The organism is Frigoribacterium sp. CFBP 8751, assembly GCF_014841545.1.
GTDB lineage: Bacteria > Actinomycetota > Actinomycetes > Actinomycetales > Microbacteriaceae > Frigoribacterium.
Genome location: NZ_JACYUB010000002.1, coordinates 369,455 through 392,317 on the forward strand (window position 1 = coordinate 369,455; position 22,863 = coordinate 392,317).

Below are 22,863 nucleotides of genomic sequence, written 5' to 3' on the forward strand. Positions count from 1 at the left end.
CAACACGACGCGAAGCAATTCGTGCAGATGGCCTTTCGTCTGCAACAATGGGAGGTCGAGTCTTCTGTCGTCCGACCCTCTAATCAGGCGACGTTCGACTCCCATCAGAGCTTTCGAGCCGAGTGTGCCCCCACGCTCACGGCTGGCTACTCGCCCACATCACATCACACAGGAGAATTGTGGCTGTCAAGATCCGTCTCAAGCGCATGGGCAAGATCCGCGCCCCCTACTACCGCATCGTCGTCGCCGACTCGCGCACCAAGCGTGACGGTCGCGTCATCGAAGAGATCGGCAAGTACCACCCCACCGAAGAGCCTTCGTTCATCGAGGTCGAGTCCGAGCGTGCGCAGTACTGGCTCTCCGTCGGCGCACAGCCGACCGAACAGGTCGCCGCGCTGCTGAAGCTCACGGGTGACTGGGGCAAGTTCAAGGGCGACGCCGACGCCGTCAGCACCGTCAAGACCAAGGCCCCGAAAGAGGCCTTCGTCGCCGACGAGAAGAAGAAGCCGGTCCTCGTGCCCAAGACCGAGAAGCCCGCCGTCAAGGCCGAGGCTCCCGCCGAGTCCAGCGACGACGCCGAGACCACCGAGGCGTAGTCGGTGCTCGCACCTGCACTCGAACACCTCGTCCGGGGGATCGTCGATCACCCGGACGAGGTGCAGGTCGTGGAGAAGAACTCCCCGCGAGGCGACGTCCTCGAGGTGCACGTCCACGCGGACGACCTCGGTCGCGTGATCGGCCGCGCCGGCCGCACCGCCAAGGCCCTCCGCACCCTGATCACGGCACTGGCCGACGGCAAGCGTGTCCGGGTCGACGTCGTCGACGGCGATCTCTAGAGCCGTGCCGTCCGACCGCAAGACCGAACTCCGGGTGGGGCGCCTCACCAAGGCCCACGGCCTCAAGGGCGCCCTCAAGCTCGAACTCTTCACCGACACCCCCGAACAGCGCTTCGTGCCGGGTGCCGTGTTCCGCCTGCAGGTGCCCGCCGACAGCGCCTGGCACGACAAGACCCTCACCCTCACCGAGTTGCGCTGGTACAACAGCCACCCGGTGGGCTTCTTCGAGGGCGTCGACGACCGCACTGCCGCCGAGTCCCTCGTCAAGGCGATCCTCTGGGTCGACCAAGACACGGACGAGCTGCCGCACGAGGACGACGCCTGGTACGACCACCAGCTGGTCGGCCTCCGCGTCGAACGTGACGGTGTCGTCGTCGGCACCGTGGCCCGGGTCGATCACCTGCCGGCCCAAGACCTCCTCGCGGTCGACACCGCGTCGGGCGAGGTTCTCGTCCCGTTCGTCTCGGCCCTCGTGCCGAAGGTCGACGTCGAGGCCGGCGTGGTCGTCGTGACCCCGCCGCAAGGGCTGTTCGAAGAGCTGGCCGACGACACGGACGACGAGCCGGCGTTCGACGGCGTCGACGAGCCGGCCTCCGAGGGCGAGTCCGCTCCCGACGACGAGCGCTGACGCGTGCGCATCGACATCGTGTCGATCTTCCCCGAGTTCTTCGGGGTGCTCGACATCTCGTTGCTGGGCAAGGCCCGGCAGCAGAAGCTGCTCGACGTCGCCGTGCACGACCTGCGTGACTTCACGCACGACCGGCACCGCACCGTCGACGACACGCCCTACGGTGGCGGGGCCGGCATGGTCATGCGTCCCGAGCCCTGGGGCGAGGCGCTCGACCACGTCTTCGGCGACACGTCCACGCCCGACGACACGATCATGATCGTCCCGTCGCCGGCGGGCACGCCGTTCACCCAGGCCATGGCGCGGGAGCTCGCGTTCGCGCCTCATCTGGTCTTCACCTGCGGCCGGTACGAGGGCATCGACCAGCGCGTCGTCGAGCACGCCGCCACCCGGGCGACGGTGCGTGAGATCAGCCTCGGCGACTACGTGCTGAACGGCGGCGAGGTCGCGGTCACGGCGATGATCGAGGCCATCGGGCGTCTCGTCCCGGGTGTCGTGGGCAACCCCGAGAGCCTCACCGAAGAGAGCCACGAAGACGGCCTGCTCGAGTACCCCAGCTACACCAAGCCGGCGTCCTGGCGTGGTCTCGACGTCCCTCCCGTGCTGCTCAGCGGCAACCACGCGGCCATCGCGACCTGGCGTCGTGAGCAGCAGCTCGAACGCACCCGTCGGGTGCGGCCCGACCTGCTCGGCTGACGGGGTCCGCGGGTCGAGGTGCGGGCCAGGGTCCGCGGCCCCGCCTCGTCCAGGTCAGCCGCGTGCGGTGAGCACGAGCGGTCCGTCCTCGGTGACGGCCACGGTGTGCTCGACGTGCGCCGCCCTCGAACCGTCGATGCTGCGCAGCGTCCAGCCGTCGGCGTCGGTGACGATCTCGTCGGTTCCGCGCATCAGCCAGGGTTCGATCGCGACGACGAGCCCGGGCCGCACCGGCCAGCCCCGGCCCGCGCGTCCGTCGTTCGGGACGTGGGGATCGCCGTGCATGGTCCGTCCGACCCCGTGGCCGCCGAACTGCAGGTTGACGCCGTAGCCCGCGCTGCGGGCGACCCGGCCGATGGCCGCCGAGACGTCGCCCAGCTTGGCGCCCGGCCTCAGGGCGGCGATGCCGGCGTCCAGAGCGACCTCGCACGTCTCGATCAGGCGGAGGTCCTCGGGCGACGCCTGCTCGCCGACGACGAACGACACGGCCGAGTCGGCGACCCAGCCGTCCACCGAGGCGGCGAAGTCGAGGCTGAGCAGATCGCCGTCGCGCAGCCGGTGGCGGTGCGGCAGGCCGTGCAGGGCCGCGTCGTTGACCGACGTGCAGATCACCTTGCCGAACGGACTCGCACCGAACGACGGGTGGTAGTCGACGTAGCAGCTCTCGGCGCCCGCCTCGCGGATCATGCCGTGCGCGAGCTCGTCGATCTCGAGCAGGTCGATCCCCGGTCGTGCAGCAGCCCTGGTCGCCTCGAGCACGCGGGCGACGAAGGCTCCGGCGGGCCGCATGCGCTCGATCTCGTCGGGCGTGCGCAGTTCGATCATGCAGCCATTCTTCACGATCGTTTCGTAGCCTCGACCGCATGACGATGCGCCGGGTCTTCTACCGCCTCCTCTGGGTGGCCGTGTTCGTGCTTCCGCTCTGGGTGCTGCTGGGCCGGGCGTTCTTCGGCGTCCCGTTGGGACTCCAGTTCGTGGGCCAGCTGCTGCTCGTGCCCCTGCTCTTCGTGGGGCAGGCGGTGGCCACCGGTGTGGTGGTGGGTCGCCGCAGCGTCCGACAGGCGAAGGCCGTGTCGTGGGCCGACGTCGGTCTGCTCACGCTGTCGTGGCTCGGGCAGCTCGGTCTCGGGTTCTTCATCGTCGACAGTTCCGCCGAGTCGGCGTCCGCGTCGGCCTTCACGCAGGTCGCCGGCGGGGCCTCGTCCCTCGACCTCTCGACCGCCCTGTTCGCGCTCTGTGCCGTCGTGACGATCGCGGCGGGCGTCGGCCTGTTCGCCTCGGCCCTGTGGCAGTTCGTCAAGGAGGCGCGGGCCCGCATGGCCACGTCGCTCGCCGATCTCGAGAGGGTCGCGTCGGGCACCGGGGCCGCCGCGGGGCGTCGGCCCGGCTACGGCGACGACGGCCCCGTCATCACCATCACGCCGCGAGGCTGACACGGGCGCCCGCGCTGTGGCACAATAGGCGCTTGTGCCTGCGCACGACTCTGCCACAGGGGAGTCTGCCGATCCAGAGCACACCTTCTTCATCATGACGGGCGCGTGACGTGCCCCAGACACGCAGTCGACCTGTGGCGGTTGCAGAGAGCGAACGACAATGCACATCCTCGACGCGGTTGACTCCGCCAACCTCCGCTCGGACGTCCCCGACTTCCGCGCCGGCGACACCGTCAAGGTGCACGTCAACATCATCGAAGGCACGCGCTCGCGCGTCCAGGTCTTCCAGGGTGTCGTCATCGGCAAGCAGAACGAGGGCATCCGCGAGACCTTCACGGTCCGCAAGGTGAGCTTCCAGGTCGGCGTCGAGCGCACCTTCCCGGTGCACTCCCCGGTCATCGACCACATCGAGGTCGTCAGCCGTGGTGCCGTCCGTCGCGCCAAGCTGTACTACCTGCGCGAGCTGCGCGGCAAGAAGGCCAAGATCAAGGAGAAGCGCGACAACTAGTCACGCGTCCCCGCGACATCCACCGAGCTCCCCGCCATCTAAGATGGCGGGGAGCTCGGGTGGTTAAATGACGAATGACACAGTGAGGCGCGCCCTGCGTCCTCGACGCGACGACGGCGGGAAGCGCGGCATCGGCACGTTCGTGCGCGACGTCCTCGTCATCTTCTTGGCGGCCCTCCTCATCTCGTTCCTCATCAAGACGTTCTTGATCCGGTCGTTCTACATCCCGTCCGGGTCGATGGAACAGACGCTCCAGATCAACGACCGCATCATCGTGAACGAGCTCGTGCCCGACCTCGTCGACGTCAAGCGTGGCGACGTGGTGGTGTTCACCGACCCGGGTGGGTGGCTCGACGGCACGGCGCCGATCAGCACCACCACGGGCAACCCGGTGTCCGACGGCATCTCGTGGTTCCTGACGCTGGTCGGGCTCGGTGCACAAGACAGCAACGACCACCTGATCAAGCGGGTCATCGGCCTGCCGGGTGACACGGTAGAGTGCTGCAACGACTTCGGCCAGATGTCGGTCAACGGCGTCCCCCTCGACGAGCCCTACGTCAACCTGCCTCCGGGCGAGACCCGCGTCTCGGCCGACGACTTCTCGGTCACGGTCCCCGCCGACTCCCTGTGGGTCATGGGCGACAACCGCTACAACTCGAAGGACAGCCGCTACAACGGCGCCACCCCGAGCAAGGGGTTCGTCCCGATGAGCGACGTCGTCGGGCGCGCCTTCGTCATCAGCTGGCCCACCGACCGTTGGACGTGGCTCGGCGACTACCCCGACGTCTTCCGCGGCACCGAACGAGAGGGCGAATGAGCCCCGTCGTCGACCCCACGCTCGAATTCGAGCGCGAGCTGCACGCCACCGGAGCGACCTGGGTGATCGGCTGTGACGAGGTGGGTCGGGGTGCCATCGCCGGGCCGGTCGCCGTCGGGCTCGGGGCGGTGCACGTCGAGTGCCTCGACGTCCCCGCGGGTCTGCGCGACTCGAAGCTCCTGTCCGAGAAGCGACGCGAGGCCCTTTACCCGCTGGCGACGTCGTGGGTGTCCCATCACGCGGTGGGCTTCGCCGAGGCGCACGAGGTCGATCGGCTGGGCATCGTCGTCGCGCTCGGCCTGGCCGGCAAGCGTGCCCTGACCGCGCTGCACCACGCCGGCGTCGGCATCATGCAGTCCGTCGTGGTGCTCGACGGCAACCACGACTACCTGTCGCCCCAGCTCACCACCCCTCCCCGCATCACGACCCGGATCAAGGCCGACCGCGACTGTGCGTCGGTGGCGGCGGCGTCGGTCATCGCCAAGGTCGAGCGCGACCGGCTGATGATCGAGGCCGACGGCGTCCACCCGGGCTACGGCTGGGCCGGCAACAAGGGCTACGGCTCGTCGGCGCACTACGGTGCACTGTCCGAGTTGGGGCCGTCGCCACTGCACCGTCTCACCTGGTTGCACTGACTCCCGGGGCAGAGGTCCGAACCGGCAGGCCTTCGGCGTCCGCCGCCCCGGGGGCCGCGTAAGATGATCCTCCGATGGACGAGGACGATTTCGAAGACTACGACCGCGAGGTCGAGCTCGCGCTGTACCGCGAGTACCGCGACGTGGTGTCGCAGTTCCGCTACGTGGTCGAGACCGAGCGGCGCTTCTACCTGGCCAACGAGGTCGACCTCGTCCGGCGCGACACCGAGCACGACTTCTACTTCGAACTCTCGATGACGGACGTCTGGGTGTGGGACGTCTACCGTTCCGACCGTTTCGTCAAGTCGGTCCGGGTGCTCACCTTCAAGGACGTGAACGTCGAAGAGCTCACGACCCGCGATCTCGAGCTGCCGAAAGAACTCGCCCTCGACGAGTAGTCCCGGCCGCGACGTGACCCGTTGCCGCGGGATGCGACTCGTCTGACACGGCTCGTCCCCAGCCGTCACCGGATCGGTGGCGTCCCCAGACGATGTCCCGCCCGCCCCCCGAGGGACAGGCCTCCGCCAGCCTGCTGGCAGGAGGTCAGACATGGCGAAGAAGGACGAATTGGGTCGGCGCGGCGAAGACGTCGCGGCCGAGTACGTCGAGGCGCAGGGCATGCGGGTCGTCGAGCGCAACTGGCGGTGTCGCGAGGGCGAGATCGACCTGGTCGCCCTGGACGGAGACGTGCTGGTCGTCGTCGAGGTCAAGACGCGGTCGGGCACCGGCTACGGCCACGCCCTCGAGGCCGTGACGCCGGCCAAGCTGGCGCGTCTGCGACGGCTGGCGGGCGCCTGGTGCCAGGCGCATCCCTCCACGACGCCCCGGGGGTTGCGCATCGACGTCGTGGGCATCACGGTCGAGCGGTGCGCGGGGCACGAGCGCATCGACCACGTCCGCGGGGCGGGAGCATGAGCGTGGCGCGGACGAGGGCGGTCGCCCTGCTGGGGGTCGACGGTGCCCTGGTCGAGATCGAGGCCGACATGGGTGCCGGGCTGCCGGCGTTCGTGATCATCGGTCTGCCCGACACGTCGCTGGGCGAGGCCCGCGACCGGGTCCGGTCCGCCGCGACGAACTCCGGGTGCGCCTTGCCGGCGCGCAAGCTGACCGTCAACCTGTCACCGGCCTCGCTGCCCAAGCAGGGGTCGTCCTTCGACCTCGGCATCGCCATCGCGGCCTTGGCCGCAGCCGAAGTCGTTCCCGCCGAGTCCGTCGAGCGCGTCGTCCACCTGGGCGAGCTCGGTCTCGACGGCCGACTCCGCCCCGTCGACGGCGTCCTGCCCGCCGTGCTGGGTGCGCGTCGGGCGGGGGCCACCACCGTCATGGTGCCGACCGACAACGCCGACGAGGCGGCCCTCGTGCCCGGCATCCGCGTGGTGCCCGTGCCGAGCCTCCGCGAGGCCGCCATCTGGCACGGCGCAGGTCTCGAACCCGAACCGGTTGAGGCCATCACGAGATCGCGCTCCGAACCGACGGTGCCGGCCGAACTCGACCTCGCGGACGTCATCGGCAACGTCGACGCCGTCGAGGCGCTCGTCGTCGCCGCGGCCGGCGGTCACCACCTCCTCATGGTCGGCCCTCCCGGTGCGGGCAAGAGCATGCTGGCGGCCCGCCTGCCGGGACTGCTGCCCGACCTCGACGCCGACTCGGCCCTCGAGGTCGCGTCGATCCGCTCCTTGGCCGGGGTCGCCGTCACGGGCGATCTCGACCGGCGTCCGCCGTTCGAGGCGCCTCACCACACGTGCAGCGCGGCGGCCTTGGTCGGCGGCGGCAGCGGGGTCATCCGGCCCGGTGCCGCGTCGAGGGCGACCCGCGGCGTGTTGTTCCTCGACGAGGCGCCCGAGTTCCAGCAGACGGTCCTCGACTGCCTTCGCCAGCCTCTCGAATCGGGTGAGACCGTCGTCCACCGGTCGAGGTCGGTGGCTCGCTTCCCGGCGAGGTTCCAGCTGGTCGCCGCGGCCAATCCTTGCCCCTGCGGGCAGTACGGTTCCCGCGACTCCGACTGCAGCTGTTCCCCGCATCAGCGGCGTCGGTACCTCGGCAAGCTCTCCGGGCCGCTCGTGGACCGCATCGACCTGCAGTTGCGGGTGGCCCGCATCAGTTCGTCCCAGTTCCGAGCCTCGGCCGACGTCGTCCCGACGACGACGCGCCAGGCTCGCGACCGCGTCGACCGGGCCCGTGACCGTGCCGCCCGTCGGCTCGACGGCACCCCCTGGCGGTTGTCCGGCGAGGTCCCCGGTACCTGGCTGCGCGACCCGGCGAACCGCCTGGCCGTGGCTGACTCGCAGCCCGTCGACCGGGCTCTCGAGACCGGTGCCCTGACGATGAGGGGCTACGACCGCGTGCTGCGCGTCGCCTGGACCCTCGCCGACCTCGACGGCGACCCTGCCCCCGTCCGCCGTCACGTCGTGCGGGCCCTGAGCATGCGGCAGTCGCTGTGAGCGACCTGCTCAGGGCGACCTCCACCGAGCTGGCCGATCTCGTGCGGCCCGTCCTGCCGGACGTCGACGATCTCAGCGAGGCGCAGACCGTCCGGGCCTTCGCCCTGGGCGCCTGGACGGGCGTGGTCGAACCGGGGGACGCGGTGGGCGGGGTCGTCCGGGCGTTGCTCGGGCCGACCGTCGGTCTCCGCGTCGTGCTCGAGGCTGCGGTCGGTCGGGACGAACCCCGCCCGGGTCTCCTGTCCGGGGCGCTGGTCGAGGCCGGGGCGACCCTCGACGACGTCGAGCGGCTCGACCTCGTGCGGGCGTTGAAGAGGTGGCGGCCACGACTCGAGACCGGGGTGATCCTCCGGTCGTTCCACACGGCGACCGTCGTGGGATCGAGGCTGCTCGTGCCGGGTACGCCGTTCTGGCCCACGGTCCTCGACGAGCTCGGAGACCATGCCCCCGTGGCCCTCTGGGCGCGAGGTCCGGCGTGCGTCCCGGTACCGGCGTCGAGCATCGCCATCGTCGGTTCGAGAGCGGCGACGGCCTACGGCGAGCAGGTGTCGGCCGAGCTCGCCGACGGCGTGGCCGACCGCGGCCTCGCGGTCGTCTCGGGTGCCGCCTACGGCATCGACGGTGCGGCCCACCGGGCGGCCCTGGCCGCGTCGGCGACGACGATGGCGGTCATGGCCGGGGGAGTCGACCACCTCTACCCGGCCGGGCACGACGGCCTGCTGCGACGCATCCTCGAGACGGGTCTGATGATCTCCGAGGCCCCCTGCGGGGGCAAACCGTCACGGTGGCGTTTCCTGCAACGCAACAGGCTCATCGCGGCCCTGACGGCCGCGACCGTCGTCGTCGAGGCCGGCGGACGCTCGGGGTCGCTGAACACGGCCGCTCACGCCCAGTCGCTCGGTCGTCCGGTCGGGGCCGTGCCCGGTCCGGTGACCTCGCCGTCGTCCGTGGGCTGCCATGCCCTGATCCGATCCGGTCTGGCCGAGTGCGTGACGAGTGCCGACGAGGTCCTCGCACTCGCCGGGGTGCCGACCGACCTCGTCGTGGCGTCGTACCAGGGGCGGCGGCTCGACCCCGAGACGATGCGGGTGCTGGACGCCCTCAGCACGACGGCGACCCGCGAGACCGACGAACTGGCCGTCGCGAGCGGTCTGTCGCTCGAGACGGTCCGCGACGTGCTGGCCGAACTCGACCTCTCGGGCGCGGCCCGACGGCACGGGTCGGGGTGGCGACGGGTGCGGGGGCGCCGTGATGGTTAGCCTGTCGGCATGCGAGGGCCGGGGTCGAGACGCGAGGGGCGGACCCTGCCGTGACGCGCCTCCTGGGCGAGGTCGAACGGTTCGCGGACCACCTGCACGACGGTCGGGGGCTCAGCGACCACACGGTGCGGTCGTACGGTGCCGACCTCGACTCGCTCGTCGTCTTCGCCGAGAAGCGGCTCGGCCGCCCGGGCGAGGTCGGCGACCTCGACCTCGACCTGCTGCGCGACTGGCTCTGGCAGGGCACGCAGGCCGGGCTCGCCCGGGCCACCCTCGCCAGGCGGTCGGCGAGCGTCCGGGCCTTCACCCGATGGCTCGACGAGACCGACCGGACGCCGGTCGACGTCGGCGCGCGGCTTCGCGCGCCGAAGCCCGAGAGTCGTCTGCCCCGCGTCCTCACCCGTGAGCAGGTCGACGGCCTGCTGGCCTCCCTCGCCGTCCGTGCCGACACGGGCGACCCCGGTGCGCGTCGGGACCTCGCCGTCGTCGAGCTCCTCTACGGGGCGGGCCTGCGCGTGTCCGAGCTCGTCGGTGCCGACCTCGGCGACGTCGACCTCGAGAGACTGACCGTGCGGGTGACCGGCAAAGGGGCGAAACAACGCGTCGTGCCGTTCGGCGTCCCGGCGGCCGAGGCCCTGGGACGCTACCTCGAACGCGCCCGCCCGACGCTCGTCACCCCGGCCACGGACCCTGCGTTCTTCGTGGGGTCCACCGGAGGGCGGCTCGGTACGAGGGCCGTCTACCGCTTGGTCGCCGGGCTGCTCGCCGACCTCCCGGGCGGGGGGCCGGCGGGGCCGCACGCCCTGAGGCACACGGCGGCCACGCACCTGCTCGACGGGGGCGCCGACCTCCGGGCCGTCCAGGAGTTGCTCGGCCACGCGAGCCTCGGCACCACGCAGATCTACACGCACGTCTCGACCGACCGGTTGCGGGACAGCTACCGTTCGGCACACCCGCGCGCCTGACGGCGCAGAGGACACCGGCACGGCCCGAGGCGCCTGACGCACGCGCCCGAGCGACGCGTTCCGAGTGGCACCGGTGCTCAGCGGGGCCGTGTCGGCAGCAGCACCGACGGTTCGATCCCGCCCAGGAACAGCAGGGGCGAGACGTACTCGCCGTCGATGCGCGCCCCCACGTGCAAGCACGGCCGGTCCGAACAGTGCCCCGGCACGAGCACACCGACGGTCTGCCCCCGCGTGACGACGTCGCCCTTCGAGACATCGGCCACCACCGGCTCGAAGCTGCTCAGCACTCCACCCGAGTGGGCGATCGACAGCACAGGGCGGTCCACCACGACCCCGGCGAAGTGCACCACCCCGTCGTCCGGCGCGGTCACGACCGAGCCCTCGGTCGTCCCGACGTCGATGCCGCGGTGCCCCGGCGACCACGGGTTCGGCGGCCCGACGAAGGGCCGGACCACCGGGTGGGGCGAGGCGACGGGCCAGGCCCACACCGCGCCTCCTGCGTTCTCCGCCGGAGGTGATGCGAACGCCGGCGAGGACGTGGACGACCCGGCGACGAGGACCGCCAGGACCGTCGTCGAGGCCCCGACGAGGCGGCGGAGCGACCGCGGAGGACCAGAACGCATACCGGTACCTTGCCGGTTGCGCAACCTTTCTCGGCGAGGCGTAAGGTTCACCCGTGCACGAACACCCCGTGCACACCGTTTGTGGGGGAGTCGTGGCCACGAGCCCTGCTCCTCGAGCCGTGAAGGAGTACAGGTGTCGAACACCACTGCAACGACGAAGAGCTTGAACAGGCGGGTGACCGCGCTCGCCGTGGCGGCGGCCATCGGCGGGTTCCTGTTCGGCTTCGACTCGTCCGTCATCAACGGCGCCGTCCAGTCCATCACCGACGAGTTCGGCCTCACCGAGTTCGCCTCGGGCTTCGCGGTCGCCTCGGCCCTGATCGGTTGTGCCATCGGTGCCTACGTCGCCGGCCGTCTCGCCGACAAGATGGGCCGCATCAAGGTCATGCTGATCGGTGCCGGTCTGTTCCTGATCAGCTCGATCGGTGCCGCCGCGGCCTTCGCCGTCTGGGACCTCGTCCTCTGGCGCGTCATCGGCGGCCTCGGCATCGGCATCGCCTCGGTCATCGCTCCCGCCTACATCAGCGAGGTGTCGCCCAAGGCCATCCGTGGTCGTCTGGCGTCGTTCCAGCAGCTCGCCATCACCCTCGGCATCTTCGCCGCCCTGCTCTCGGACCAGCTCTTCGCGGTCACGGCGGGCGGTGCCTCCGAGCCGTCGCTCTTCGGCCTCGCGGCCTGGCGCTGGATGTTCCTGGTGGGCATCGTGCCGTCGGTCGTCTACGGAATCCTCGCCTGGCGTCTGCCCGAGTCGCCGCGGTATCTCGCCGGTGACGGGCGTGAGGCCGAGGCCAAGAAGGTCCTGCAGTCGATCGTCCCCGCCGAGACGGTCGAGACGAGCCTGAAAGAGATCACCGACTCGATCCGCACCGAGGCCGAACTCGAGAAGAAATCGTCCATCCGCGGCAGCCGCTTCGGCCTTCAGCCCATCGTCTGGGTCGGCATCATCCTCGCCGTGCTGCAGCAGTTCGTCGGCATCAACGTGATCTTCTACTACTCGACCACCCTCTGGCAGGCCGTCGGCTTCCAGGAAGAGGACTCGTTCCTCATCTCGACCATCACCGCCGTCGTCAACGTCGCGGTGACCTTCATCGCGATCGGGCTCGTCGACAAGGTCGGTCGCCGGCCGATGCTGCTGACCGGCTCGATCGGCATGTTCGTCAGCCTCGCCGTCACCGCCCTGGCGTTCAGCCAGGCCACCACCTCGGCGAGCGGCGACCCCTCGCTGCCCGGCGCCTGGGGCCCGGTGGCGCTCGTGGCCGCGAACCTCTTCGTCGTGTCGTTCGGTGCCACGTGGGGCCCGCTCATGTGGGTGCTGCTCGGCGAGATGTTCCCGAACAGCATCCGTGCCACGGCGCTCGGCGTGGGCAGCATGGCGAACTGGATCGCCAACTTCATCGTGACGGTGTCGTTCCCGACCCTCGCCGCCCTCAGCCTCACGCTGTCGTACGGCATCTTCGCGTTCTTCGCGCTCGTCTCGTTCTTCTTCGTCCTGGCGAAGATCCCCGAGACCAAGGGCCGCTCGCTCGAAGAGATGGGCATCTCGGCCGTCCAGGCCGACACGGGTCGGTCCACGAAGGCCTGAGCCCGGCAGAAGCACTCTCGGCAAGCGAACGTCCCGTCCAGATCCTGGGCGGGACGTTCGCTTTCCGAGACTGCTCTCGGTCACCGACGCGTCGTCCGAGCGCAGCGCACTCGGGTGTCGACCACCGCCTCTCCTCGCCCGAGGTGGTGCTAACATGAGCGATGCAGCCTGCTCAGCAGGCTGACTTCGCGTGCCCTGTGCGTCCTCGGACGCACCGACGTCGAGGCGACCTGGTCGCCTCGCGCCGCTCCCGGCCTCCACGTCCACTCGGTCCGAACGCGCCTCACGGTGTGCTCGGCGGACGTGTGCCCGGGCACCAGGCAGTGGCGACCGACCGGTCGCCCGACAACCGACAAGCAGGCGCACCCGCGGGTGCGCCCAGAAACAAGGAGAACGACCATGGCCGTCGTCACCATCCGCCAGCTGCTCGACAGCGGCGTCCACTTCGGACACCAGACCCGCCGCTGGAACCCGAAGGTGAAGCGCTTCATCCTCGCCGAGCGCTCGGGCATCCACATCATCGACCTGCAGCAGTCGCTCGGCTACATCGACAGCGCGTACGACTTCGTCAAAGAGACCGTCGCCCACGGTGGCACCATCCTCTTCGTCGGCACCAAGAAGCAGGCCCAGGGCTCCATCGCCGAGCAGGCCAACCGCGTCGGCCAGCCCTTCGTCAACCAGCGCTGGCTCGGTGGCCTCCTGACCAACTTCCAGACGGTCTCGAAGCGCCTCGCCCGCATGAAAGAGCTCGAGGACATCGACTTCGACGACACGACGCAGGGCTTCACCAAGAAAGAACTGCTGATCAAGAAGCGCGAGCTCGACAAGCTGCACAAGACGCTCGGTGGAATTCGCAACCTGACCAAGACGCCGTCCGCCCTCTGGGTCGTGGACACCAAGAAAGAGCACCTCGCGATCGACGAGGCCAAGAAGCTGGGCATCCCGGTCATCGGCATCCTCGACACGAACTGCGACCCCGACGAGATCAACTTCCCGATCCCGGGCAACGACGACGCGATCCGTTCCGTCGGCCTGCTGACGCGCATCGTCGCCGACGCCGCTGCCGAGGGCCTCGTGCAGCGTCACCAGAAGCCCGAGGACGCCGACCAGCCCGTCGAGCCCATGGCCGAATGGGAGGCCGAGCTGCTCGCGCAGGGCGAGGCCAAGGCCGCTGACGCTGCTGCCGAGGCACCTGCTGCCGAGGCGCCCGTCGCCGAGGCCCCCGTCGAGGAGAACGACGCCGATGCACAGGTCGCCGCGAAGCCCCTGGGCGAGCCGGTCGTCGAGCCCGTCGCCGAGGCGACCGAGGCCACGGCCGCCGAGCCGGCCGACGCCGACTCGAAGTAGTCCTCCTCCACCTCTCCGACTCCACGAAAGGAAGTCAGACACATGGCCAACTACACCATCGCTGACGTCAAGATCCTCCGTGACCGCCTCGGCGCGGGCATGGTCGACAGCAAGAACGCCCTCGAAGAAGCCGACGGCGACATCGAGAAGGCCGTCGAGATCCTCCGCGTCAAGGGGCTGAAGGGCGTCGCCAAGCGCGAGGGCCGTCAGACCACCGCCGGTCTCGTCGCCGCCAAGCCCGGTTCGGGCTACGCCACGTTGATCGAGCTCGCCAGCGAGACCGACTTCGTCGCGAAGAACGAGAAGTTCGTCGCCCTGGCCGACCAGGTCCTCGAGGCCGTGCACGCGGCCGGTGCCTCCAGCGCCGCCGAGGGCAACGCGGCCGCGATCGGCGGCCAGACCGTCGAGGCCTTCGTCAACGACGAGGCCGCCCTCATGGGCGAGAAGGTCGAACTGCGCACCGTCAACCGCATCGAGGGCGAGCAGTTCGCCATCTACCTGCACAAGACCTCGAAGGACCTGCCCCCGCAGGTCGGCGTGGTCGTCGGCTACACCGGTGACGACGCCGAGACCGCTCGCTCGATCGCTCAGCACATCGCCTTCGCCGCGCCGACGTACCTGTCGCGCGACGAGGTGCCGGCCGAGCAGGTCGACAAGGAGCGTGCCATCGTCGAGGAGACCGCGAAGAACGAGGGCAAGCCCGAAGCGGCCCTGCCCAAGATCATCGAGGGTCGCCTCACCGGCTTCTTCAAGGAGATCGCCCTGCTCGACCAGGCCTACGCGAAGGACAACAAGTTGTCGGTCGCCAAGGTCGTCGACGAGGCCGGACTGTCGATCACGGGCTTCGCCCGCATCAAGGTCGGCGCCTAAGCAGCACCGTGACGGGGCCCGAGACGAACGTGTCTCGGGCCCCGTTCCCGTGCCCGGCCGAGGTGACGACGCCGGGCGCATCATCGGCGACGGACGGCGACCAGCCCGAACTCGCTAACCTGGCTACGGCCACGACGAGACGGAGACTCGCATGACATCGGAAACCACCGGACGACGACGCGTCCTGCTGAAGCTCTCGGGCGAGGCCTTCGGCGGCGGCCAGCTCGGCGTGAACCCCGACGTGGTCGGTGCCATCGCCCGTGAGATCGCCGACGCGGCGACCGACGTCGAGATCGCGATCGTTGTCGGCGGCGGCAACTTCTTCCGTGGCGCCGAGCTCAGTCAGCGCGGCATGGACCGAGGCCGAGCCGATTACATGGGCATGCTGGGCACGGTCATGAACGCCCTCGCCCTCCAGGACTTCCTCGAGCAGGCCGGTGCCGCCACGCGTGTGCAGTCCGCCATCGCGATGACCCAGGTCGCCGAGCCCTACATCCCTCGTCGTGCCGAGCGGCACCTCGAGAAGGGACGCGTCGTCATCTTCGGTGCCGGCGCCGGTCTGCCGTACTTCTCGACCGACACCGTCTCGGCCCAGCGGGCTCTCGAGATCGGGGCCTCCGAGGTCCTCGTCGCCAAGAACGGCGTCGACGGCGTCTACTCGGCGGACCCCCGCCACGACCCGTCGGCGGTCAAGCTCGACCGGCTCACGTACCAAGAGGCACTGATGCAGGGGCTCAAGGTCGTGGACTCGACCGCCTTCAGCCTCTGCATGGACAACGGCATGCCCATGCACGTGTTCGGCATGGAAGGCGAGGGCAACATCGCCCGCGCCATCCGTGGCGAACGCATCGGAACCATCGTCAGCAACTAGACGACTAAACTCGACCGCGAACCGAACAAGGAGCACCAGTGGCGATCAACGACGTACTCACCGAGACGCGCGAGAAGATGGACAAGGCGCTCGACGCGGCCAAGAACGACTTCGGCACGGTGCGAACCGGCCGCATCAACCCGGCTCTGTTCCAGAAGATCCCGATCGACTACTACGGCAGCCCGACCCCGCTGGCCCAGCTCGCCTCGCTCCAGGTGCCCGAGGCGCGCACGATGATCGTCACGCCGTACGACAAGACGGCCCTCAAAGAGATCGAGAAGGCCATCGCGACCTTCCCGAACCTCGGGGCCAACCCGACGAACGACGGCACCATCGTCCGCGTCACGATCCCCGAACTGACGCAGGAGCGTCGCAAAGAGTTCGTCAAGCTCGTCCGCAGCAAGGGCGAGGACGCCAAGGTGCAGGTGCGCAACGTCCGTCGCAAGTCGAAAGAGGCGCTCGACGCCCAGAAGACCGAGGTCGGCGACGACGAGGTCGCCCGCGCCGAGAAAGAGCTCGAGTCGATCACCAAGGGTTACATCGACTCCATCGACGACGCGCTGAAGAAGAAAGAAGCGGAGCTGCTCGAGGTCTGATGAGACAGCGACCCGACGGCGCCGGCCCCGACGACTCGTCACCGGCTCAGAAGAGCACCCTCGGCAGTCGCCGGGCCGACTTCGACGCTCGTGCGCAGGCGGCCCGGCACGACATCGAGAACCAACTGCGAGCCGGCAAGGCGCGCCTCGACTCGCGCAACGAGAAGTTGACGGCGCGCACCGGACGCAACCTGCCGGCCGCCATCGCCGTGGGTGTGCTGCTCGGGGCTGCGGTCCTGCTGAGCCTGATCTTCGTCAAGGCGTTCTTCATGATCGTGGCGGCGGCCCTGATCGGCTCGCTGTGCTTCGAACTCGCCAGCGCCCTCCGCTTCGCCGGGCGCGACGTGCCCCGCCTGCCGAGCGTCCTCGCGGGCGTGGCCGTCGTCCCCGCGGCCTTCTACGGGGGAGCCGGGGGCCACTGGGCCGCACTCGTCGGTGGCATCGTCGTCGTGTCGCTGTGGCGTCTCGTCGAGTTGGCCCGTCCTTCGCACCGTGGTGGCGCCTCCTCGCTCGGTCGTGACCTGGGTGCCGGGGCGTTCGTTCAGATCTACTGCTCGTTCCTCGGCAGCTTCATGGTGCTGATGGCCGCCCGGCCCGACGGCCAGTGGTGGACACTGTCGGCACTCATCGTGGTGATCGCCGTCGACACCGGCGCCTACGCGACCGGGCTCAACTTCGGCAAGCACCCGATGGCTCCCCGCATCAGCCCGAAGAAGACCTGGGAAGGTTTCGCCGGCTCGGTGGCCGCCAGCCTCATCGCGGCCGTGCTGCTGTCGGTCTTCCTGCTCGACGAGCCGTGGTGGTTCGGCCTCGTCTTCGGCGGCGTCATCATCGTGACGGCCACCATCGGCGACCTGTCCGAGTCGCTCATCAAGCGTGACCTCGGCATCAAGGACATCAGCACCTGGCTGCCCGGTCACGGCGGTTTCCTCGACCGGCTGGACAGCACGCTGCCGTCGGCCGCTGCGGCCTACGGTCTCTACCTGCTCTTCGCGTAGGGGCGTTCCGACGACGGTGACGGGCCGCGCGTCCAGCCGCTTGCCATCGGGCCATGCGGCATGATGGTGGCCGTGAGCAGCACATTCCCGATCGTTCCCAAGGGCAAGCGGGGTTACGACGTCGACGAGGTCGACGCGTTCCTGGACGAGGCCCGCAAGGCCTATGCCGGCGATGCCAGCCTCGGCATCGACTCCGCCCGCATCCGACGCACGGCCTTCGGGTTGACCAAGAACGGTTACTCGACGGCACACGTCGACGCCGCGCTCGAACGTCTCGAGGACGCCTTCGCCAGTCGCGAGCGTGAACGAGCGGTCTCGTCGGGGGCCGAGTCCACGTGGTTCTCGACCGCACGGTCCGGCGCCGAGGACATCGTGGCCCGACTCGAGCGACCGCAGGGACATCGGTTCGACCGGGTCGGCATCCTCACGACGGGGTACCACCCGCGCGACGTCGACCGCCTCACGCGGCGCCTGCACGGGTACTTCACCGACGGTCGTCCGCTCAGCATCGACGACGTCCGGGGATCGGTCTTCCGGGCCAAGCGTGGTGGCTACCGGGAGAGCCAGGTCGACCTCCTGCTCGACACGGTGGTCGACGTCATGCTCGCCGTGCGCTGACGGCCACGGCCACGGCCACGGCCACGACCACGACCACTGCTGCCGCTCCGCCCGGCGGCGGGTGCATCCCGACACGCTGAGGCGTCGACCCTGGCTCTCCGGCGTCCCATCGGTTACCCTGGACGGACTCATGGGCAGGCACGCAGCGAATCCGACCCCCGGTCCCTCTCGACGAGAGCACCCGGCCGCGGTCGAACGACCCTCGACCCGTCGGCGCGTCCGCGTGCCGGCTTCGCAGAGCGTCGTCCGACGGTCGGCGGCCGGGTCCCTCGCGACCACCGGGCCCGCCCGCGACACCGCCTCCGCTGCTCGTCGACCGGGTGTCCCTCGTCGAGTCGTCCTGCCTCTCGTCGGTTTCTGTGCGTCGTTCGCGTTCGTGTCGGCATCCCTCGTCAACCCGCTGGCCGGTGCCGAGGCCGCGACGACCGTTCCTGGTGCCGCGTCGGTGCTGACCGCCCCCGGCCAGACCCTCACCGTCGCCGGTGCTGCCGTGACGGTGGCCGATCGGGACGCCTACGGAGTCACCGAGTACGTGCCGCCGCCGCCGCCGCCCGTCGTGGTGGCCGAGACCGAGAAGCCCGAGGCCTCCTCGGGTGCGACCTCCGGCACCGCCAAGAAGTCCTCGGCCGCTCCCGTGGCGGGAACTCCCGATCCGGGCAGTGCCAAGGCCGTCGCTGCAGAACTCGTCGCAGCTCGTGGCTGGGGTTCCGACCAGTACGACTGCCTCGTGTCCCTGTGGCAGAAAGAGTCCGGCTGGAACGTCTACGCGTCCAACCGTTCGAGCGGTGCCTACGGCATCCCCCAAGCGCTGCCCGGCAGCAAGATGGGTTCCGTCGGTGCCGACTGGCAGACCAACCCCGCGACGCAGATCACATGGGGCCTCAACTACATCGGTGGCCGGTACAGCACACCTTGTGGTGCCTGGGGTCATTCGGTCGCCAACAACTGGTACTGACCTCCCGCGCGCCCTCGACCCCGAGGGCCGTTGCTACGCTGGTCGTCATGCCCCGCAGCAACCGCTCCCGTCGCTCGCGCGACCGGCGTGAGGCCGACGAGGCGTACGACATCAGCCGGGCGTCCTTCGGCGGCCTGACGGTCGAGACCAAGCACGGACGTTCGTTCAACGTGCAGTCGGTCTCGGCGTCGTCGGCCGTCAAAGAGTACGTCTGCCCCGGCTGCTCGCTGGGCATCGCTCCCTCGACACCGCACGTCGTGGCCTGGCGCGCTGACGGGCTCTTCGGCGCCGAGGACGACCTGGCGGCGCGCCGTCATTGGCACACCCACTGCTGGAGGATCTCGTGACGACCCCCGACACCCACACCCTCGAGATCCGCGGGGGAGTCCTGCTGCCCGCGCGCCGCGAAGACGTCGAACTGCACACCGGCGACGGTCTCACGCTGGTGGGCGAATTGAGCCTCCCGGCGGACCGCGAGCCCGTCGGCACGATCGTCGCGCTGCACCCCCTGCCCACCGCCGGCGGGTTCATGGACTCCCACGTCATCCGCAAGGCCGCGGCCCGCCTGCCGGCTCTGGCCGACCTCGCCGTGCTCCGCTTCAACTTCCGCGGGGTGTCGTCCCCCCGCGGCCGGTCCGAGGGCGAGTTCGGCGAGGGAGTGGCCGAAGCGGCCGACCTCGCCGCTGCCGTGGCCTTCGTGCGCGAGCGGGGCCTGCCCGTCCCGTGGTTGGTGGGTTGGTCGTTCGGCACCGAGGTCGCCCTGAAGCACGGCCTCGACGTCGAGGTGGCGGGGGCCGTCCTGTTGTCCCCGCCCCTGCACCGCACGTCCGATGCCGAGCTCGAGGCCTGGCACGGTTCCGGACGGCCCGTGGTCGCCGTCGTCCCCGAGTTCGACGACTACCTGCGGCCCGACGAAGCGCGACGACGGTTCGCTCTCGTGCCCGAGGCCGAGGTCGTCGCCGTCGAGGGTGGCAAGCACCTCTGGGTCGGTGAGAAGCAGACCAGCCGCGTGCTGGCCGAGATCGTCGGTCGGGTCGCCCCCGGTGCCCTGCCGCTGTCGTCCACCTGGCCACCCCGCGCCTCCTGACGGCACGGCCGCCGGGTGGCGGCCCGCGTCGCCCACCATGGGCGCGGCCGGCGGTGCCGATCGCCTCAGAGCTGGTTCTGGCGCGGGACATAGACCTCGCGGATGATCAGCAGGATCGACGCGGCGACCGGGATGGCGATGAGGGCGCCGAGCACGCCCAGCAGCGTGCCACCGACGAGGGCCGCGATGACGACGATCACGCCCGGGACGCGGACCGCCCGACGCATGATGCGAGGACTCAGCAGGTAGGCCTCGACCTGCATGTAGACGAGGTAGTAGACGGCTGCGGTGACCCAGGTGGCCGGTGACTGGGGCAACAGCGCGATCTGCGCCAGGACGATGATCGCCGAACCGCTGATGGTGCCGACGAGGGGGATGATCGAGCCGAGGAACGCGATGAACGCGAAGACTGCCGGTTGTTGGGCGCCGATGATGGTGAGGAACACGAAGCTGAGGATGCCGTTGAGTGCCGCCAGCGTGAACTGACCGATGACGTACCGACCCACCGACTGGCTGATCTGTTCGGAGATGTCGATGAACGTGGCCCGTTTCGAGGCCGGGACGAGCTGGTACAGGGCGCGCTTGACGCTGTTGATCGACGACGTGAAGTAGATCGTCAGGATGACCACGACGACCGTGCCGAACAGGCCGTTGCCGATCGCGACGCCGACGGCGAGGACTCCGCCACCGATCGTGACGACGTTGTCGGGGTTGGTCAGGAAGTCGACGATGGAGTCGAGGGCGTTCTGCACGTCGAAGACGTTCTGCGGGACGAGTTCTTGCAGGTTGTCGACGAACTGCTGGGTGGTGACGCTCTGCAGGTACGAGGTCAGCGCCTGGATCAAGCTCGTGGTCTGCTGCACGATGACGGGCACGATCGCGAACACGACGCCCACGAAGGCTCCGACCACCGCCACGAGGACGATCACGATGGCGATGCCCCGGGGCACCCGGCGCTTCTCGAGCCACGAGACGATCGGGTCGAGGCCCAGCGAGATGAACAGGGCCGCGCCCACGTAGGTCAGGATCGTCGAGAGTTGGCCGACGGCGCCGCCGATCACGAGGGCGACGAGCACACCCAGGCCCGCGAGCAGGCCGATGCGGAACGGATTGTGGATCTTCACGGGCGGGCTCCTGTCGACGGCGCGGGCCGGTCGAGGCCACGGCGGCACCGACTGCCCGACACGGCCTGTCGCCCTACTCTGGCGTACCGCCGCCGACTTGTCCGATCATGCCACGCAGGTTCTCGAAGTAGTCGGCGACGGCGTCGCGTTCGCGCGTGATCTCGGCCAGGCGCTCTTCGGCGTCGCCGATGAGGTCGTCGGCCCGCTGCTGAGCATCGGCCAGGATCGACTGCGAGCGTTCGTCGGCGTTGGTGAGTACCTCGTGAGCCGTCTCGTCGGCATCCGTCCGCGTCGTGCGTGCGTACTCGTTCGCGCTGCGCTCGAGCTCGTCGGCCTCGCGTCGCACCTCGGAGGCACGACGGGTGGCCCCGGCGAGCTGCTCGGCCGCCGAGTCGAGCAGTTCTTGGGTCTCGGCGACGGCTTGCTGGTGTCGCTGCGTGAGCTCGACCTCGGCCTCGTCGCGACGGGCGAGCAGCTCGACCTCGAGGTCGGCTCGTCCCTGGTCGACGTCGCGACGCAGGTCGGCCGTGGCCCGCTCGCGGTCGGCCTCGAGCCCGGCACGGACCCGGATGTCGTCCGCGGCCAGTCGGGCGCGCTGCGCCTCGGTCTCGTCCGCCAGGGCGGCGCGGGCCTCGGCGGTCTCGGCGGCGAGCTCGGCGCGGGCCTGCTCGATCTCGGACGCGAGGCCGGCCCGACGGTCGGCGTCCTCGCGGGCGAGTCGGTCGGCCTGCGCCTCGCTCTCGCGGGTGAGGCGCTCGTCGGTCTCGACCGTGACGCGCTCGATGCGCTCCCGTGACGTGGTCTCGGCGAGGTCGAGCTCGTCACGGCGACGCCGGGTCTCTCGGTCGAGCTCGGTGCGGGCGTCGGCCACCTCTTTCTCGAGTTCGGCTCGGGCCTGTCCGATCTCGGCCGCGAGGCGGTCGCGACCGGTGGCGATCTCGCGTTCGAGTTCGACCCGGGTGGACTCGACCTCGTCGGTGAGGTCGGCACGGGTGGCATCGACGTCGCGGGCGAGGAGCGCCCTGGTCTCGGCGACCTCGTGGGCGAGCTCGGCTCGGGCCGCGGCGACGTCGCGCTCGAGTTCGGCGCGCTGGGCCGCGACGTCGTCGGCCAGATCGGCGCGGGCGGCTGTGATCTCGCGCTCGAGTTCGGCGCGGCGGGCGCCGACCTCGGCGTCGAGGTCGGAACGGGTGGTCTCGTCGAGCCGGGCCAGTTCGGCGCGGACCGTGACGCCCTCGCGGTCGAGGTCGGCGCGCTGGCGCTCGGAATCGCTCTCGAAGACGGCTCGGGCCTCGCGTGTGTCGGCGGCGAGCGTCTCGGCTTCGTCGCGGGCCTCGGCGAGGTCGCGGGCGACGGCGGCCCGCTGCTCGGCGACCTCGTGCTCGACCTCGGCCCGAAGCGCTGCGGCCTCGCGTCGCGCCGTCGAGACGTTCTGGGCGGCCTCGGTGGCCGCCGAACCGCGGATCGAGATGGCGTCGCGCTGAGCCTCTTGCAGCAGATCGCGCGCCTCGGCCTTAGCACGCGCGACCAGGCGGTCGGCGTCGGCGGTCGACTCGGCGACCTGCGCCGCGGCACGGCCCCGGGCGTCGTCGAGCACGGCCGCGGCCCGTTCGGTGGCGTCGTCGACCAGGCGCTTCGCCTCGGCCGTGGAGGACGAGCGCAGGGCCTCGGCGTCGATGTCGGCCTGGCTGATCAAGAGGGTGGACTGCTGTTCGGCCAGACGCAGGGTCTGCTCGAGCTTGCTGCCGAGGCCCGAGTACGTCGGGGTGCCGGCCTCTTCGAGCTCGGCACGGATCTCGTCCACCCGCTGCTGGAGGAACGCGACCTCGCTCGCCCGGTCGGCCCGGTCGGCGTTGGCCTTGATGAGCTCGCGCCGCAGGTCGCCGAGCACGCGGTCGACCTCGTCCTTGCGATAGCCCCGGAGTTCGATGCCGAAATCGGCTTCGTCAGCGGCCACGATGTCTCCTTCGGTGC

27 protein-coding genes are annotated in these 22,863 nt (G+C 70.2%); 23 read left to right on the plus strand and 4 right to left on the minus strand.

Annotated elements, in window-relative coordinates; all coding sequences use genetic code 11:
- Positions 1–179 precede the first annotated feature (179 nt).
- The 4 genes from rpsP to trmD are packed head-to-tail and all read left to right on the plus strand — an operon-like array spanning position 180 to position 2,160.
- Positions 180–596: a 30S ribosomal protein S16 gene (gene rpsP, locus IFT88_RS07535; protein ID WP_043596307.1), complete on the plus strand. Its 417-nt coding sequence runs from the start codon at positions 180–182 to the stop codon at positions 594–596.
- A 3-nt stretch (positions 597–599) separates the two neighbouring features.
- Complete coding sequence (locus tag IFT88_RS07540) at positions 600–836, plus strand: RNA-binding protein (RefSeq protein WP_043596309.1); 237 nt, start codon at positions 600–602, stop codon at positions 834–836.
- A gap of 4 nt (positions 837–840) precedes the next feature.
- Positions 841–1,464, plus strand: a complete 624-nt coding sequence (gene rimM, locus IFT88_RS07545) for a ribosome maturation factor RimM (protein ID WP_231567151.1) — start codon at positions 841–843, stop codon at positions 1,462–1,464.
- A gap of 3 nt (positions 1,465–1,467) precedes the next feature.
- Positions 1,468–2,160: a tRNA (guanosine(37)-N1)-methyltransferase TrmD gene (gene trmD / locus IFT88_RS07550; RefSeq protein ID WP_192119798.1), complete on the plus strand. Its 693-nt coding sequence runs from the start codon at positions 1,468–1,470 to the stop codon at positions 2,158–2,160.
- Positions 2,161–2,214: 54 nt separating this feature from the next.
- Here trmD and map read toward each other — a convergent pair whose 3' ends face one another.
- Complete coding sequence (map, locus tag IFT88_RS07555; RefSeq protein ID WP_192119800.1) at positions 2,215–2,985, minus strand: type I methionyl aminopeptidase; 771 nt, start codon at positions 2,983–2,985, stop codon at positions 2,215–2,217.
- Positions 2,986–3,023: 38 nt separating this feature from the next.
- Between map and IFT88_RS07560 the strand changes: the two genes are divergently transcribed.
- From IFT88_RS07560 to IFT88_RS07600, 9 genes are all read left to right on the plus strand, one after another.
- Entirely contained in the window at positions 3,024–3,593 is a 570-nt protein-coding gene (locus IFT88_RS07560) for a hypothetical protein (protein WP_052505371.1), read from the plus strand.
- 160 nt (positions 3,594–3,753) lie between these two features.
- Positions 3,754–4,101: a 50S ribosomal protein L19 gene (gene rplS / locus IFT88_RS07565; RefSeq protein WP_043596315.1), complete on the plus strand. Its 348-nt coding sequence runs from the start codon at positions 3,754–3,756 to the stop codon at positions 4,099–4,101.
- 67 nt (positions 4,102–4,168) lie between these two features.
- Complete coding sequence (gene lepB / locus IFT88_RS07570; RefSeq protein WP_043596317.1) at positions 4,169–4,918, plus strand: signal peptidase I; 750 nt, start codon at positions 4,169–4,171, stop codon at positions 4,916–4,918.
- Positions 4,915–5,553 carry a ribonuclease HII gene (locus IFT88_RS07575; protein WP_192119802.1) on the plus strand — a complete coding sequence of 213 codons (639 nt, stop codon included), beginning with the start codon at positions 4,915–4,917 and terminating at the stop codon, positions 5,551–5,553. The genes lepB and IFT88_RS07575 overlap by 4 nt, the downstream gene beginning before the upstream one ends.
- A gap of 74 nt (positions 5,554–5,627) precedes the next feature.
- Positions 5,628–5,951, plus strand: coding sequence for a DUF2469 domain-containing protein (locus IFT88_RS07580; protein ID WP_043596320.1), 324 nt, complete (start codon positions 5,628–5,630; stop codon positions 5,949–5,951).
- A gap of 151 nt (positions 5,952–6,102) precedes the next feature.
- Positions 6,103–6,468: a YraN family protein gene (locus IFT88_RS07585; protein WP_043596322.1), complete on the plus strand. Its 366-nt coding sequence runs from the start codon at positions 6,103–6,105 to the stop codon at positions 6,466–6,468.
- Positions 6,465–7,994 (plus strand): YifB family Mg chelatase-like AAA ATPase, encoded by a 1,530-nt coding sequence (locus IFT88_RS07590; RefSeq protein WP_192119804.1) that lies wholly within the window; start codon positions 6,465–6,467, stop codon positions 7,992–7,994. Before IFT88_RS07585 ends, IFT88_RS07590 begins: the two co-directional genes overlap by 4 nt.
- Positions 7,991–9,253 carry a DNA-processing protein DprA gene (gene dprA / locus IFT88_RS07595; RefSeq protein WP_342212102.1) on the plus strand — a complete coding sequence of 421 codons (1,263 nt, stop codon included), beginning with the start codon at positions 7,991–7,993 and terminating at the stop codon, positions 9,251–9,253. The genes IFT88_RS07590 and dprA overlap by 4 nt, the downstream gene beginning before the upstream one ends.
- A 50-nt stretch (positions 9,254–9,303) precedes the next feature.
- Complete coding sequence (locus IFT88_RS07600; RefSeq protein WP_171007242.1) at positions 9,304–10,218, plus strand: tyrosine-type recombinase/integrase; 915 nt, start codon at positions 9,304–9,306, stop codon at positions 10,216–10,218.
- Between the two features lie 77 nt (positions 10,219–10,295).
- Here IFT88_RS07600 and IFT88_RS07605 read toward each other — a convergent pair whose 3' ends face one another.
- Positions 10,296–10,841, minus strand: a complete 546-nt coding sequence (locus IFT88_RS07605; protein ID WP_192119806.1) for a murein hydrolase activator EnvC family protein — start codon at positions 10,839–10,841, stop codon at positions 10,296–10,298.
- Positions 10,842–10,974: 133 nt separating this feature from the next.
- Between IFT88_RS07605 and IFT88_RS07610 the strand changes: the two genes are divergently transcribed.
- The 10 genes from IFT88_RS07610 (at position 10,975) to IFT88_RS07655 (ending at position 19,765) form a co-directional block, all read left to right on the plus strand.
- A complete protein-coding gene (locus IFT88_RS07610; RefSeq protein ID WP_043596328.1) occupies positions 10,975–12,423 on the plus strand; it encodes a sugar porter family MFS transporter in 1,449 nt (482 codons plus the stop codon).
- A gap of 399 nt (positions 12,424–12,822) precedes the next feature.
- On the plus strand, positions 12,823–13,770 hold the full coding sequence (gene rpsB, locus IFT88_RS07615) for a 30S ribosomal protein S2 (protein ID WP_043596330.1): 948 nt from the start codon (positions 12,823–12,825) through the stop codon (positions 13,768–13,770).
- Positions 13,771–13,812: 42 nt separating this feature from the next.
- On the plus strand, positions 13,813–14,640 hold the full coding sequence (tsf, locus tag IFT88_RS07620; protein WP_043596332.1) for a translation elongation factor Ts: 828 nt from the start codon (positions 13,813–13,815) through the stop codon (positions 14,638–14,640).
- 151 nt (positions 14,641–14,791) lie between these two features.
- Positions 14,792–15,511, plus strand: coding sequence for a UMP kinase (gene pyrH / locus IFT88_RS07625; protein ID WP_043596333.1), 720 nt, complete (start codon positions 14,792–14,794; stop codon positions 15,509–15,511).
- A 77-nt stretch (positions 15,512–15,588) separates the two neighbouring features.
- Entirely contained in the window at positions 15,589–16,107 is a 519-nt protein-coding gene (gene frr / locus IFT88_RS07630) for a ribosome recycling factor (RefSeq protein ID WP_043596359.1), read from the plus strand.
- Positions 16,107–17,105 (plus strand): phosphatidate cytidylyltransferase, encoded by a 999-nt coding sequence (locus tag IFT88_RS07635; protein ID WP_137846994.1) that lies wholly within the window; start codon positions 16,107–16,109, stop codon positions 17,103–17,105. The genes frr and IFT88_RS07635 overlap by 1 nt, the downstream gene beginning before the upstream one ends.
- Positions 17,106–17,168: 63 nt before the next feature.
- Complete coding sequence (locus IFT88_RS07640) at positions 17,169–17,723, plus strand: DivIVA domain-containing protein (protein ID WP_056226812.1); 555 nt, start codon at positions 17,169–17,171, stop codon at positions 17,721–17,723.
- A gap of 376 nt (positions 17,724–18,099) precedes the next feature.
- Positions 18,100–18,678, plus strand: coding sequence for an aggregation-promoting factor C-terminal-like domain-containing protein (locus IFT88_RS07645; protein WP_137846995.1), 579 nt, complete (start codon positions 18,100–18,102; stop codon positions 18,676–18,678).
- Between the two features lie 47 nt (positions 18,679–18,725).
- The gene (locus IFT88_RS07650; protein ID WP_043596338.1) at positions 18,726–19,025 is read left to right on the plus strand and encodes a hypothetical protein; all 300 of its coding nucleotides are present in this window, start codon (positions 18,726–18,728) and stop codon (positions 19,023–19,025) included.
- The gene (locus IFT88_RS07655; RefSeq protein ID WP_342212103.1) at positions 19,022–19,765 is read left to right on the plus strand and encodes an alpha/beta hydrolase; all 744 of its coding nucleotides are present in this window, start codon (positions 19,022–19,024) and stop codon (positions 19,763–19,765) included. Before IFT88_RS07650 ends, IFT88_RS07655 begins: the two co-directional genes overlap by 4 nt.
- 65 nt (positions 19,766–19,830) lie before the next feature.
- Here the strand turns inward: IFT88_RS07655 and IFT88_RS07660 are convergent, their stop codons facing one another.
- The gene (locus tag IFT88_RS07660; RefSeq protein ID WP_043596340.1) at positions 19,831–20,889 is read right to left on the minus strand and encodes an AI-2E family transporter; all 1,059 of its coding nucleotides are present in this window, start codon (positions 20,887–20,889) and stop codon (positions 19,831–19,833) included.
- A 73-nt stretch (positions 20,890–20,962) separates the two neighbouring features.
- Positions 20,963–22,846, minus strand: coding sequence for a hypothetical protein (locus IFT88_RS07665; RefSeq protein ID WP_156155598.1), 1,884 nt, complete (start codon positions 22,844–22,846; stop codon positions 20,963–20,965).
- Between the last annotated feature and the right edge of the window lie 17 nt (positions 22,847–22,863).